Here is a 13,932-nt window from a genome sequence, read left to right as displayed (position 1 = left end):
ACTTGTTATTTGTAAAAATAAGTTAGCCTAACTCTTACTTATATTGTATCAAAAAATATCTTTAATTCAAGATATTTTTCAAAGAAAGTTTAACGAAACTTTCTACTTACCAATTAATCGAAAAAATCCATATGTGGTTTTGTTTGCTTATAATAATTAATTCGATCTTGTAAAGTCCCTGTATGAAATTCAAATTTATGTCCATCAGGATCAGTAAAATAAATTGATTGTTTATCTCGTTGATCTCTTTTTCGACCATTCAATATATTTACCTTAAGTTCTATTAATTTAGCGTACATATTTTCGAAGTCAACTTCATCAATTGTAAAAGCCATATGAGTGTACGATTGATGAATTTCATTTCTAGGTATATTCTTCTCTTCATTTAAAGCAAGCCAGATTCCATTTAAATCAAAATATGCTGTTGTTCTACCTTTCACTAATAGAGTTGCATCAAATACACTCCGATAGAAATCGACCGATCTTTCAAGATTAGATACAGAAAACAACAAATGATTGATTCCTTTAATCTCCATTTCACTACCTCTTTTCATCGTTTTTATTTACTTTCCTACTAAAACCATTTCCCATGGCCTTCGGTTTCTCTCATATAATCCACTAGAATTTTTACATTCATATTTTGCGAATTGCTTACCATGCTGCATCAGCTCATTATTCATATCAATTACCCTTAATATTTTAATTTTTCAAACTTGTAATTCCATAATAAGGTATAATTTGCTTATTGTACTATCATTGTTGATTTTAAATAAAAACTTTGAGGTGATTAATTTGTTGTCCAGACCAAAATCAAACGAATATAACCCACACTTTAAAGGTTATATTGGCCTAGTTCCTGATGGTCACTTACAGAATATTTTACGGAATCAATTAGAGGAATCAATTAGCTTTTTTAAAGCAATCTCTAAAGAAAAATCTGAATATCGTTACGCGGAAGGTAAATGGAGTATTAAAGAAGTACTTGGACATTTAGTAGATACAGAGAGAATCATGTGCTATCGTCTATTGGCAATTGCCAGAGGAGATCAATCTCCTTTACCATCATTTGATGAAAATGCTTATAATGAAAATGCAAATTTTAACCGCCTCGAACTAGAACAAATCTTAATTGAATATGAAACTGTACGTCATGCTACATTATCTTTGTTAGCAAATTTATCTGATGAAACATTAGAACTTGAGGGTACTGTATTAAATCACCCAACAACTCCAAGAGCTATTGCGTATATTATTGCAGGTCATGAATTACATCACTTAAAAATCATCAATGAACGTTATCTTTAAATGATAAAAAGAGCAGGAAACTTGTCATTCCTGCTCTTTAAATATTTTTTTAAGAAAATCTACTTTGTAAACGATTAGCTTCGGCGATTACCTTTTCTTCATCAATTGTTAAACAAATACGATCTTTTACAATTGCCTTTCCATCAATGAAAACATCACATACATCACTACCACGAGCAGCGTATAGTAAGTGTGAATAAGCATTACTTAATGGTTGTAAATGCTCTTTATCAAATGGATAAATTGTAATAAAGTCTGCTTTCTTATTTGCTTCAAGAGAACCAGTATGACCCATTCCGATCACTTCTGCGCCACCGCGAGTAGCCAAAGTTAGGGCAGTTTGTGCTGAGAATTTCGTAGCATCTTTATACATTCCTTTTTGTAGCAATGCAGCAGTTCTTACTTCTTCAAACATATCAAGATTGTTATTTGATGCTGTGCTATCTGTTGCTATACCAACTTTTACTCCTGCTTCTAATAAACTAATAACATCCGCAACTCCAGAACCTAATTTCAAATTACTAATTGGATTATGAGCAACTCGAACATCATATTCTTTTAAGATTGCTCTTTCTTCATCATTAAGTACTACCCCGTGGGCCATGACAGTCGGCTGATCAAATACACCTAATTTACGAAGATGTTCAACAGGACGGTTCGAATAACGAGTTTGGATATCTTGAATTTCATAATCTGTTTCAGATACATGAATGTGCATCATTAAGTCATTTTCCTTTGCAATACGTACACTCTCGATAAGTGCCTCAGGAGTACAAGCGTATGGACTATGCGGTGCAACCATCGTTGTTAAACGGCCATTAGCAAAGTTTTTGTAGTCAATTGAAAATTGCTCAGCACCTTTTAGATTCATTCTTTGCTCTTCTTCTGTTCCAAAGCTAAATATTGAATATGAAAATGCCCCGCGAATTCCCGTTTCACCAATTTTCTCCATTACAATATTTGGATTGATACCATTAGGGTTAAACATATCAGAGAATGTTGTAGTTCCCGACTTTACCATCTCTAAAATACCTAATTGTGCACTTACTGAAGCAATCTCAGTCGTATATTGTCTTTCGATTGGCCATATTTTTGTTTCAAGCCAAGGCTTTAGTAGCATATCATCGCCAATTCCACGTAAAAGTGTCATAAGAATATGAGAATGCGTATTAACAAGACCAGGCATTACCCATTTCCCTTGAAGATTGACTACTTGATCCGCATCCTTCATTAACTCTTCGGAATGGTTTCCAACATAAGTAATTAATTGATTTTGTACAATCATCATACCGTTATCAAAAATTTGATTTTCCTTATCCATTGTAAAAATTGTTGCGTTTATATAGACTGTTTTCATTATTTGTTCCTCCTTAATGATTTTCAAAATTGAGTGAAAATAAAAAAAATCCTGATTACGAAGAAGGATGTAAATACATTACATTCTTTTTCGTAATCAGGATTTTACGGTTCCTGGTAGAGACCCTCATACCATATCAATGAGGTTATACAATTGGATTATGTTTTTATATAAAATGATATTAACCGATTAATTAGTAAAGTTCAAGGATTTCTATAAATTGGTATTTTAAATACAGTTCAAATCCTTTGGTCTTTTTATTAAGCTATTCTTTTAACATGATAAAACTATATGCATGAATTGATTTACCTTTTTTAGTCACTTGAGCCATGATTTCGTTTATTCCTATAATCTCTTGATGTGTTTCTTGTTTTCCTGTTTTGAGATTGTAAACCTCAATTGAAAACCGAAATTAACTCCATTCATTTCGATAATACTCTCTATTCTAATTTCCCAAGTATTCGTATAATCTTGTATATTGAGTAATCTAAATCTAGCAAGTCTTCTTCATCAAGCTGCCCAACCCGTTCGATAAAAATATGATAAAAATCTTCCCAGCGTTTAGAGACAACTTTTTTGCCTTTTTCTGTCAGTATAATTTTTACACTTCGTTTATCATTAGCATCTTGAATTTTAGATACATACTCTTTTTCTTCTAATTTCATAATTAACGGGGTCATTTGCTGTTTAGAAATACTTATATTTTGAGCTAACTCTGTAAGTGAGATTCCTTCAGATGTTTGAAATAATTCCTCAAGTATATGACTTTGCAAATGGGTTAACTCAGTCTGTTTATTCTTTAGTGATTTTTTTAAACCTGGCTTGTTAAATTTAGTAAAAACTAGCGGAAGTAGTTGAATAAACTTCTCCGCAATTTGATGTGGATTTGAATTCATTTTACTTCAAACCTTTCCGTGAAAAAATTCCCAAATTGACATATAGTAAATAAAAGTTTATTATTTATCCGAGTTACAGTTCAATAATAACACATATAATAAATAAATCAAAACGAAAAAGTAAATATTTATTTACTATACAACAAAGGAGAGAATGATAATGAATTCAACTGGATTAACTTTTGGTATCTACCCCCTTAGTGTAGCTGGTACACCTATAGGGTTAGCGATTGGACCTGAAGATAATTATGAAAAAATCTCTTCCGCCATAAAAGAGCTAAAGGGTAATGCAAAACAGCTTTTACCAAGAATGTATGCTGTCTATATGGGACCTGAAACAGAGGAAAAAGTATTTAGTGCTTTAAATCGATATAAGAACGCGGGTTTACTAGGCGATTTAACAATTGGCTGCCTGATGGATCCAAGTTTGTCACTAGATTATTGGTTGAATTTTGTTCGTAAAGTAATTAAAGGATATGGCATTTACCTTGATTCGATTCAGATCACAAATGAGCCTAATTTATCGTTTATGGATGGATCCAAACCATATGTAATAGAAGCGCTTGTACAAGGAGTAATAATTGCACAAGAAGAAATTAAAAAAAGCAATTTAACTATTAAAATTGGGTTTGGGTCGGTTCCTGAGGGAGAAAAAACAATTCCACATTTTTGGGAGAAATTAATGAAAATTGGCGGAGACGAACTAATTCGTTCAATTGATTATGTAGGTCATAATTTTTATGTAGATGTATTTGAAGAACCACTAGAAATAGAGGAAATTGCAGCTTCAGTAGAAAATATACTACGTAAATTTCGAGAGACGTTAAATCGCATTGGTTTTCCTTTCGAACTTCCAATCCACATTACAGAGAATGGATGGCCAACTGGGAAAAATCCATTTATACAAATTGAAAGAACGTATGCTAAGCAAACAGTCGTCCTTGAAAAAGTCATTCGAACGGTCTACAGACTCCGCCAAGAACTAAATATTACACATTATGAATTTTTCGGTTTAAGGGATGCTGATAGCTCAAAAGACGACCTATTCCATCAATTTGGCATTATGAAGGATGATTATACACCTAAGCCTGCTTATTTCACATATCAAAAATTAGTTAATGAATTAGGAAATTAACTATTTCATCTCTTGTATTTTTGAATGAAGTTAGTCAATTCGTTAAGACTAAGTACAATGAAGAATTTCTTCACGTTTCTACTATCTATATGGAGGTCATAATTTGACTAAGCAAAATAAACCCCTCATAAATGAAGAACAAATGAAAATACAAGCGAACCTTAATAATCTCGACCCTGGTCATTCAGTAGATGAACACCGCAAAATTGAAACAGCAAATATGATTTTAGCTGGAGAAGAAATAAGACAACAAAATGAAAATCTATAAAGAAAGCTCTCCAATGGACAAGCTTTAAAGCGAAGACAGTGCCGGAGTTACATTACCTAAAATTTGTAAATTAGTCAATTTTTTCTTCATTAATTACCAATTTATACATTAAACGAAATCCCTCAAAAGCCATTTTTGAGGGATTCTTGTATGATACGCTTATAGCTGATTAGTACCTCTAATATTAATTACAACATTCCCCTTCTTATGTCCTTGTTCTACGTAACGATGTGCTTCAACAATTTGTTCAAGTGGGTACTGCCGATCAATCACAGCTTTTAATTTATCTGCTTCAATAAGTGCTTTTATATAATTCAAATCTTCTTTGTTCATATCTGCCACTCCTAGAATGGCTTTATTATGACTTAATAAATTACTCCAGATTGCTTGAAAACACACTGAAAGCTTCCATACTGCGCTTAATAAGTAGACCCCATCTTTATTAAGTAATCTTTTACAATCTGAAAAAGAACTCTTACCGACCGTATCAAAAATTATGTCATATGTTTTCACTCTATTAGCAACGTCTTCCTTTGTATAATCAATCACTTCTTTTGCTCCTAGCGATCTGACTAGTTCTAAATTTGGTGTACTACATACAGCAGTTACTTCTGTTCCGAAATAATTCGCTAGTTGAATTGCATAGGTTCCCACACTTCCCGATGCACCATAAATAAGGACTCTTTGCCCATTTTGGATAATACTCTTTCTTAAAAAATATAGTGCAGTAATTGCTCCGACAGGCACTGCTGTAGCTTGCTCAAATGTCATATTAATTGGTTTTTTTGTGAGTACTCCTTCCTCATGCAATGTAATATATTCAGCATTAGTACCAAAAGTAAATCCGCTATATCCAAAAACTTGGTCTCCGGTTTTAAATTTTGTTACATTCTTGCCAACTGATACAATTTCCCCTGCTAGCTCACTACCTGGTATTTTATTTCTCGGCTTGGTTAAGCCAAACATTAGTCGAGAGGGTAGCCAATACATAATAGGGAAATCTGAGGCTCTTAGCAATACATCTCCTGCTGTTACAGTTGTTGCGTGTAATTTAATCAACACTTCATCATCGTTTATTGTAGGTTTTTCAACTTCTTTTAGCTGAAGAACTTCTGGTGGACCATATTTTGTACAGATAATTGCTTTCATAGGTTCCTCCATTACAAACTTTGAGTTAGTCATTTAAACCTATGAAAAATGATTTTTAAGTATGCCTACATATAAATGTCTTCTATAGATTGTAACTCTAAATAAACAAAAAAAAGACTGAATACAGCAAATGCTGTATTCAGCCTTAATCTTTTAATTATAGACCTGCTTCAGTTTTTAAAGCTTCAGCTTTATCAGTACGCTCCCAAGGAAGGTCGATATCTGTACGGCCAAAGTGACCATAAGCAGCAGTTTGTTTGTAAATTGGACGACGTAGGTCAAGCATTTTAATAATTCCAGCTGGACGTAGGTCGAAGTTGTTGCGAATTACTTCAACTAATTTTTCTTCTGAAACTTTACCTGTACCAAAAGTATCAATAGCGATTGAAACTGGTTTAGCTACACCAATTGCATATGCTAATTGAACTTCAGCTTTATCAGCTAATCCAGCAGCTACGATGTTTTTCGCAACGTAACGTGCAGCATAAGCAGCAGAACGGTCAACTTTAGTTGCATCTTTACCAGAGAATGCGCCACCACCGTGACGAGCATATCCACCGTAAGTATCAACGATAATTTTACGACCTGTTAAACCTGCATCACCTTGAGGTCCACCGATTACGAAACGACCTGTTGGGTTGATAAAGAATTTTGTATTTTCATCAATTAACTCAGCTGGTACAACTGGTTTAATTACAAGTTCTTTAATATCATTTTCAATTTGATCTTGAGTAGCTTCTGGACCGTGTTGTGTTGATACTACGATTGCATCAATACGAACTGGTTTATTGTTTTCATCATACTCAACTGTTACTTGCGTTTTACCGTCTGGACGTAAGTAAGAAACTGTTTCATTTTTTCTAACTTCAGTTAAACGGCGTGCGATTTTATGAGATAATGAAATTGGAAGTGGCATTAATTCAGGTGTTTCATTTACAGCAAAACCGAACATTAAACCTTGGTCACCTGCTCCGATTGCTTCGATTTCTTCATCTGACATGCTACCTTCACGAGCTTCTAACGCTTGGTCTACACCTAGAGCGATATCTGCTGATTGCTCATCGATAGAAGTTAAAACTGCACATGTATCTGCATCAAATCCGTATTTTGCACGGTCATAACCGATTTCACGGATTGTTTCGCGAACGATTTTTGGAATATCTACATAAGTAGAAGTTGTAATTTCACCTGCAACAAGTACTAAACCTGTTGTAACTGAAGTTTCCGCTGCTACACGAGCATTCGGATCATTTGCTAAAATTGCATCAAGAATTGAATCTGAGATTTGGTCACAGATTTTATCTGGATGTCCTTCTGTAACTGATTCTGAAGTAAATAAACGACGTTGTGACATTGAGTCCCCTCCTAAATTGAATTGACGGATCTCTTTTTTCTCAACATAAGAATAAAAAGTTTGTTCCTATTCCTATGTTTCCCATTTAAGATAAAGATAACTCAGTGTAAATTACGAAATTGCCACTGTATTTAAGTTTTGAGCAAAAAAAAAGCCTTCCTCTTATCAAATATTACATGAGGAAAGGGTTCTTGGTTATTTGCCTTTCGCTCTTATCGTCCAAGACATAAAAAAAATGTCTTGCATCAGGTTCAGCACCTTTCACTAAAAGTGAGGTTGCTGGGCTTCGTAGGGCCTGTATCCCTCCACCTACTCGGGATAAGAGAGTATCCGTATGAAAAGTATCATATTAAAATTTCACTTTCTTGTCAACAATTTTCATCATAACTTAGACATAATTCTACAATAACTTTATCTCTACATTCATTTCTATTTAATGGGAAATTACTAATTATTATCCTTACCTTTATAAAACTTACTTCATTTTATAAGTAAATTTTACTCAAATTTATTTTTTAATCAAATTCATAACACATTTTGCTAACTAATAGTATACACTATTAAAATAAATGTGTTATACTATTTATCGAGATACCTACACGGCAGACAAATTATATTTAAAGGATGGTATTAGTATATGAAGACAGTTGATGTAAACTTTGAATTAAACGAATTACTTACTAGTAATCAAATGTATAACCAACTTAGCGTTTCTGAGTTAGTTGAAAAAGTCCTAACAAGACAAGAAGGAATTTTAACGTCAACAGGAGCAGTTAGCGTTTCAACAGGAAAATATACTGGACGTTCACCTAAGGATAAATTTATTGTTCAAGAGGCATCTGTTGAAAATTTAATCGATTGGGGTTCAGTAAACCGACCAATCTCTGCTGACGTATTTGAAAAATTGTATAGCAAAGTACTTAACTACTTAAAAGATCGTAACGAATTATTCTTATTTAAAGGATTTGCAGGTGCTGATACTGAGTATCGTTTACCAATCCAAGTAATTAACGAATTTGCATGGCACAACTTATTTGCTCACCAATTATTTATTCGCCCAACTGAGCAAGAACTTCAAACTCATGAAGCAGAATTTACAATTGTTTCTGCTCCTACATTTAAAGCAGATCCAGTAGTAGATGGAACAAATTCAGAGGCATTTGTAATTATATCATTTGAAAAGAAAATAATCTTAATTGGTGGTACGGAATACGCTGGTGAAATGAAAAAATCTATTTTCTCAATCATGAATTTCCTATTACCACAAAATAATGTTTTACCAATGCACTGTTCTGCTAACGTTGGTAGCGAAGGCGATGTGGCATTATTCTTTGGATTATCAGGAACTGGTAAAACAACATTATCTGCAGATGCAGACCGTAAGCTAATCGGTGATGACGAGCATGGCTGGTCAGATAATGGTGTATTCAATATTGAAGGCGGTTGCTACGCTAAATGTATCAATTTAACATTTGAAAAAGAGCCACAAATTTTCTCTGCAATTAAATTTGGTACTGTTTTAGAAAATGTAGTGGTTAAATCTGATAGCCGTTTAGCTGACTATGATGATACAACTTTAACAGAAAATACTCGTGCTGCATACCCAATGCAAGCAATTCAAAATATCATTGAACCAAGCGTTGCTGGACATCCACATGCAATTATCTTTTTAACTGCTGATGCATTTGGAGTATTACCTCCAATCAGTAAATTAACAAAAGAGCAAGCAATGTACCACTTCTTAAGTGGATTTACTAGTAAATTAGCAGGTACTGAGCGTGGTGTTACTTCTCCACAAGTAACATTCTCTACATGTTTCGGATCACCATTCTTACCGCTTCCAGCTGTAGAATATGCAAAAATGCTTGGTGAAAAAATTGAAAAGCATAATGTAAATGTATTCTTAGTAAACACTGGTTGGACTGGTGGAGAATATGGTGTAGGTAAACGTATGAATCTATCTTACACAAGAGCAATGGTTCACGCTGCACTTGAAGGGGATTTAAACAACATTGACACTACACAAGATGAGTTTTTCGGTTTAGCAATTCCAACTCATGTACCTGGTGTACCTGATAGCGTATTAGTTCCTTCAACAACGTGGGAAGATAAATCAGCTTATGACCAAAAAGCTCTTGAATTAGTAACGAAATTCAAAGAAAACTTCAAAAAGTTTGAAGGCTTTGATGCTCAATTAGCTGAGCTTGGTGGACCTTTAAAATAATTTAATCAATAAAAATGTAAGGGCTGTCCAAAAGTCAGAATGAATGACTTTTGAGCAGCCCCTTTTTTGATCGTTTTAAAAAAAACCAAAGATTCCCTATCAACCTAATGCTTAAATGAAAGAGCTTTTTTTAATCTCTCCTGCTCTATTGCAACCTCACATCTAACAAGTCATCAAATCATTATAAATTAAAGCATCCAATTCATTTGGATGCTTTTTCTATAACAAAGGCAATTATTTTACAGTTGGCGTATTCCCCATTGAAATAGAGATTCTATTCCAACTGTTAATTTGATTTATTATGAACACAAGATTTATATAATCTTTTTCGCTAAAGTGTTTACTAATGCGATTATAAAGTTCAGCAGGCACACCTTTATTCGGGATTAATGTAATATGCTCTGTTAACTCTAATGCTGCTTTTTCTGCATCTGTGTAAAATGTACACTCTTTCCACGTACTAAGACAATATATACGTTGTTCCGTTTCTCCTATTTCTCTTGCTTCAGAGGTATGCATGTCAATGCAGTATGCACAACCATTAATTTGTGAAGCACGAATTTTAATAAGTTCTCTAAGTTTATGGTCTATACCTGTTGCTTTAGTATACTTTTCCATTTCCATCATGATTTTTATTGCTTCTGGTGCTAACTTATAATAATTAATTTGTTGTTTCATTTTATTTCCCCCTTAAAAAGTTAATTATAAAAATAATTGATTTACTATAGAAATGCAAAAATCAATTAGCGACTCATTTAATCGCCGATTGATATAATCTATAATAAATCGTTTATTTTATTCTGTCAAACTTCTTTTACCTGCTAATTGCTACTAAAATTAAATGTTTGACAAAGAAATAAAACATTTCTAAGATTAATTTTAATAATCTCTTTTATGAAGAAGGTGTTTGAATGCAGTATAGCGTTGGAGTTGAGTATGCACTTCACTGCCTAGTTTATTTAATTGATAATCCTGAAGATTCTCCAATTGGAATAAAGGAACTATCCTTCTTTCAAGGTGTTTCGGATACATATCTTTCAAAGATTTTTAGTAAATTATCTAAAGCTGGTATTGTAAGTTCGGTTCCAGGAGTTAAAGGTGGTTTTAAACTTGCTAAATCTCCAGAAGAAATTTCCTTTTGGGATGTAATTGAGGCAGTTGAAGGTTCTAAACCTATATTTCAATGTAAAAATATTAAAGATAATGGTTATCTATATAGAGAAAAAGGTTGTACGCCAAGTGCCACCTGTACGATCAATTTAGTCATGCTCTCTGCAGAAGAAAAAATGCATGAATATTTACGTAGTAAAACACTTTCGTGGTTAAACAAAGAATTAGCAACTGTTTTACCTAACGAAATACGTGAAGATACTCGGAAATATTTTTCGAAGAGCAATATATAAAAACCTCTCTACTTTCCTAAAAAAGGAATAAAGAGAGGTTTTTTCTTTGCTCAAATAACATTTATTTTTTTAAAATTCTTAACTGGTCAGAAGTATCCAAGCATTTCATGCAGACAGAACTCCGCATTCACCCATTTTCTCCTATTGCATAGGCTAATTGTATATTTTCGATTAGGAGGGATTAAATGAAAATCAAATGGTTCGTTGTTTTATTTTTATTAGTTGCTTCTATTTTAGGCGCTTGTTCGAAAGATAAATCCAAAGATGGCAATACAAAGGTGAGAGTGGCAGAAGTAACACATTCACTATTTTATGCGCCTCAATATGTTGCTGTTAGTGAAGGAATCTTCAAAAAGCATGGATTAGATGTTGAAATAACGACTACTGCAGGTGGAGACAAAACAATGACTGCTGTATTGTCAAACGGTGCGGATATTGGATTAGTTGGTCCTGAAACAACTATTTATGTATATGCGCAAGGAGCAAATGATCCAGTAAAAAGCTTTGCCCAATTGACTCAAACAGATGGAACATTCCTTGTAGCAAGAAATCAAACTGAATCATTTAATTGGGATCAACTAAAAGGCAAAACATTTTTAGGTCAAAGAAAAGGTGGCATGCCACAAATGGTTGGCGAGTACGTCCTAAGTAAACATGGGATAGATCCACATAAAGATTTGAATCTAATTCAAAATATTGACTTCGCAAATATAGCGAATGCATATGCTTCAGGTACTGGAGAGTATGTTCAATTGTTCGAGCCTACAGCAAGTATTATGGAAAAAGAAGGAAGAGGTAAAATCGTTGCTTCATTCGGTTTGGAATCTGGAAAAGTTCCTTATACAGCTTTCATCGCAAAGGAAAGTTATTTGAAGAAGAACCCAGAAACAGCTCAAAAATTTACAGATGCTATTTATGAAGCAGAGCAATGGGTGGACACTCATACTGCTGAAGAAATTGCAAAAAGTGTTGCACCATTTTTTAAAGATACACCTTTAGACATTTCAATAAAAGTGATTGATCGTTATAAGTCTCAAAACTCTTATTCAACAAATCCAATATTAGAAGAAGATGAGTGGAATAATCTTCAAACTATCATGAAAAACTCTGGTGTATTGCCAAAAGAAGTTCCACATTCAATTTTAGTTGATACAAAATTCGCTGAAAAATCTACGGAGAAGTAGTAGGTAATTAAAATGAGTTATCTTACCGTTAAGGATATTTCTCATATATTTTTATCGAAAGAAAAAGCAATTAAAATATTGGATGGCTTAACGTTTGAAGTTGAAAAGGGTGAATTTGTATCTGTATTAGGTCCGAGTGGCTGTGGAAAAAGCACACTTTTATCTATTATTTCTTCATTGCTTACACCATATGACGGTTCAGTTATGTTTAAAGGTAAGCCTTATGATATAAAATCGGGCGAAATTGGTTATATGCTTCAACATGACTATTTGTTCCCTTGGAAAACAATTAGAGAAAATATCTTTCTTGGTCTTCAGATTTTAGATAAGGATACAGAAGAAAATAAAAATCGAACACTTGAATTGTTAAACGAAGTTGGATTAAAGGATTATGAAAATGCATATCCAAGAGAACTATCTGGTGGCATGAGACAACGCGTTGCATTAGTGAGAACTCTTTCTACTAGTCCTTCAATTGTATTATTAGATGAACCATTTTCAGCCTTAGATTATCAAAATAAAGTAAAACTTGAAGAATTAGTTTTCAACTTATTTAAGAAGTTAGATACAACTGCTATTTTAGTAACTCACGATATCGAAGAAGCTGTAGCAATGTGTGATCGGGTCATTACGCTAACGAATGTACCTACAAAAATATCAAAAGTTTTTAATCTACCAGAAGAATTGCGTATTCACTCCCCATTTGAAGCAAGACACCAATCACTTTTTTCTACTTATGTTTCTTCGATTTGGAAGGAGTTGGAGAAACGTGGATAAAGTCGCTGATGAACTAAAATCCTATCATGCTAAAATCGCCAAAAAAAACCGCAGAAAAAAACGATTCGTATTTTTCTTCCAACTTTTAATTGTTATCGTATTTTTTATAGCCTGGGAGCTTTTAAGTCATCAAAGAATAATCGATCCCCTATTGTTTAGCTCACCTTCAAAAATTTACGATTTACTCAGTGCGAAACTTATTGATGGGTCTATTTACCACGATGCGATGACTACAATCACTGAAACGCTCGTTGGCTTTATTATTGGAACAATTATTGGTGTGATTCTGGCCATCTTTCTATGGTGGTATCCATTTGCCTCCAAGGTACTTGATCCATTTTTAGTAGTCTTTAACGCAATGCCAAAGGTTGCGCTTGGTCCAATCATCATTGTCATTTTTGGACCTTCATATTCCTCAATAATTGCCATGGGAATCATCATAAGTTTTGTCATAACAGCTCTAGTTATTTATCAAGCCTTTTTACAAGTAGATGAAAATTACGTGAAAGTCATAAAAAGTTTTGGAGCTACAAAAACTCAAATCTTTAAAAATGTCATCTTTCCTGCTAGTATACCAACCGTCATTTCAACATTAAAAGTAAATGTCGGATTAGCTTGGGTAGGAGTGATTGTCGGAGAGTTCTTAGTTTCTAAAAACGGACTTGGTTATCTAATCGTATATGGTTTCCAAGTATTTAACTTCACTCTTGTATTAATGAGTGTATTAATCATCAGTGTATGCGCTGGTTTGATGTATATTATCGTTGAATATATAGAAAGAAAAATGCTAAAAAAATAATGTGTTAGTTTGCCTATTTATTAGTATTTTCTCTAAAAAGCTCACATAAGTGAGCTTTTTATGGTTTTTACAAGATATTAG

14 protein-coding genes and 2 riboswitches are annotated in these 13,932 nt (G+C 33.4%); of the genes, 8 read left to right on the top strand and 6 right to left on the bottom strand.

Annotated elements, in window-relative coordinates:
• Positions 1-113 precede the first annotated feature (113 nt).
• Positions 114-536 (bottom strand): FosM family fosfomycin resistance protein, encoded by a 423-nt coding sequence (fosM, locus tag COC46_RS01020; protein ID WP_098807918.1) that lies wholly within the window; start codon positions 534-536, stop codon positions 114-116.
• 259 nt (positions 537-795) lie between these two features.
• Between fosM and COC46_RS01015 the strand changes: the two genes are divergently transcribed.
• Positions 796-1,305: a DinB family protein gene (locus tag COC46_RS01015; RefSeq protein WP_255294777.1), complete on the top strand. Its 510-nt coding sequence runs from the start codon at positions 796-798 to the stop codon at positions 1,303-1,305.
• A 49-nt stretch (positions 1,306-1,354) separates the two neighbouring features.
• Here COC46_RS01015 and COC46_RS01010 read toward each other — a convergent pair whose 3' ends face one another.
• Both COC46_RS01010 and COC46_RS01005 read right to left on the bottom strand, forming a co-directional pair.
• The gene (locus COC46_RS01010) at positions 1,355-2,680 is read right to left on the bottom strand and encodes an amidohydrolase family protein (RefSeq protein ID WP_176545020.1); all 1,326 of its coding nucleotides are present in this window, start codon (positions 2,678-2,680) and stop codon (positions 1,355-1,357) included.
• Between the two features lie 55 nt (positions 2,681-2,735).
• A riboswitch (purine riboswitch) is annotated at positions 2,736-2,835 on the bottom strand.
• 267 nt (positions 2,836-3,102) lie between these two features.
• Positions 3,103-3,558, bottom strand: a complete 456-nt coding sequence (locus tag COC46_RS01005) for a MarR family winged helix-turn-helix transcriptional regulator (RefSeq protein ID WP_098807915.1) — start codon at positions 3,556-3,558, stop codon at positions 3,103-3,105.
• Between the two features lie 160 nt (positions 3,559-3,718).
• Here COC46_RS01005 and COC46_RS01000 point away from each other — a divergent pair, with 160 nt between their 5' ends.
• Together COC46_RS01000 and COC46_RS22035 are read left to right on the top strand one after the other, a co-directional pair.
• A complete protein-coding gene (locus COC46_RS01000) occupies positions 3,719-4,693 on the top strand; it encodes a glycoside hydrolase family protein (protein WP_098807914.1) in 975 nt (324 codons plus the stop codon).
• A gap of 103 nt (positions 4,694-4,796) precedes the next feature.
• Positions 4,797-4,961 carry a hypothetical protein gene (locus COC46_RS22035; RefSeq protein WP_176545010.1) on the top strand — a complete coding sequence of 55 codons (165 nt, stop codon included), beginning with the start codon at positions 4,797-4,799 and terminating at the stop codon, positions 4,959-4,961.
• A gap of 159 nt (positions 4,962-5,120) precedes the next feature.
• On the opposite strand, the gene COC46_RS00995 is transcribed toward COC46_RS22035, so the two are convergent.
• Together COC46_RS00995 and metK are read right to left on the bottom strand one after the other, a co-directional pair.
• A complete protein-coding gene (locus COC46_RS00995; RefSeq protein ID WP_098807913.1) occupies positions 5,121-6,110 on the bottom strand; it encodes an NAD(P)-dependent alcohol dehydrogenase in 990 nt (329 codons plus the stop codon).
• Positions 6,111-6,267: 157 nt separating this feature from the next.
• Positions 6,268-7,464: a methionine adenosyltransferase gene (gene metK, locus COC46_RS00990; protein WP_098807912.1), complete on the bottom strand. Its 1,197-nt coding sequence runs from the start codon at positions 7,462-7,464 to the stop codon at positions 6,268-6,270.
• A 209-nt stretch (positions 7,465-7,673) separates the two neighbouring features.
• A riboswitch (SAM riboswitch) is annotated at positions 7,674-7,789 on the bottom strand.
• A gap of 312 nt (positions 7,790-8,101) precedes the next feature.
• Between metK and pckA the strand changes: the two genes are divergently transcribed.
• Positions 8,102-9,688, top strand: a complete 1,587-nt coding sequence (gene pckA, locus COC46_RS00985) for a phosphoenolpyruvate carboxykinase (ATP) (protein WP_098807911.1) — start codon at positions 8,102-8,104, stop codon at positions 9,686-9,688.
• 234 nt (positions 9,689-9,922) lie between these two features.
• Here pckA and COC46_RS00980 read toward each other — a convergent pair whose 3' ends face one another.
• A complete protein-coding gene (locus COC46_RS00980) occupies positions 9,923-10,366 on the bottom strand; it encodes a carboxymuconolactone decarboxylase family protein (RefSeq protein ID WP_098807910.1) in 444 nt (147 codons plus the stop codon).
• 233 nt (positions 10,367-10,599) lie between these two features.
• On the opposite strand from COC46_RS00980, the gene COC46_RS00975 reads away from it, so the two are divergent.
• From COC46_RS00975 to COC46_RS00960, 4 genes are all read left to right on the top strand, one after another.
• Positions 10,600-11,091 (top strand): RrF2 family transcriptional regulator, encoded by a 492-nt coding sequence (locus COC46_RS00975; RefSeq protein WP_098807909.1) that lies wholly within the window; start codon positions 10,600-10,602, stop codon positions 11,089-11,091.
• 191 nt (positions 11,092-11,282) lie between these two features.
• The gene (locus tag COC46_RS00970) at positions 11,283-12,275 is read left to right on the top strand and encodes an ABC transporter substrate-binding protein (RefSeq protein ID WP_369700003.1); all 993 of its coding nucleotides are present in this window, start codon (positions 11,283-11,285) and stop codon (positions 12,273-12,275) included.
• A 12-nt stretch (positions 12,276-12,287) separates the two neighbouring features.
• A complete protein-coding gene (locus COC46_RS00965; RefSeq protein ID WP_098807907.1) occupies positions 12,288-13,052 on the top strand; it encodes an ABC transporter ATP-binding protein in 765 nt (254 codons plus the stop codon).
• Positions 13,012-13,851: an ABC transporter permease gene (locus tag COC46_RS00960; RefSeq protein WP_098807906.1), complete on the top strand. Its 840-nt coding sequence runs from the start codon at positions 13,012-13,014 to the stop codon at positions 13,849-13,851. Before COC46_RS00965 ends, COC46_RS00960 begins: the two co-directional genes overlap by 41 nt.
• The last annotated feature ends 81 nt before the right edge of the window (positions 13,852-13,932 follow it).

Origin of the sequence: Bacillus sp. AFS041924 (assembly GCF_002577195.1) — a bacterium.
In the GTDB taxonomy this organism is placed as follows: Bacteria; Bacillota; Bacilli; order Bacillales; family Bacillaceae_G; genus Gottfriedia.
This window is presented reverse-complemented; position numbering and strand designations above follow the sequence as displayed.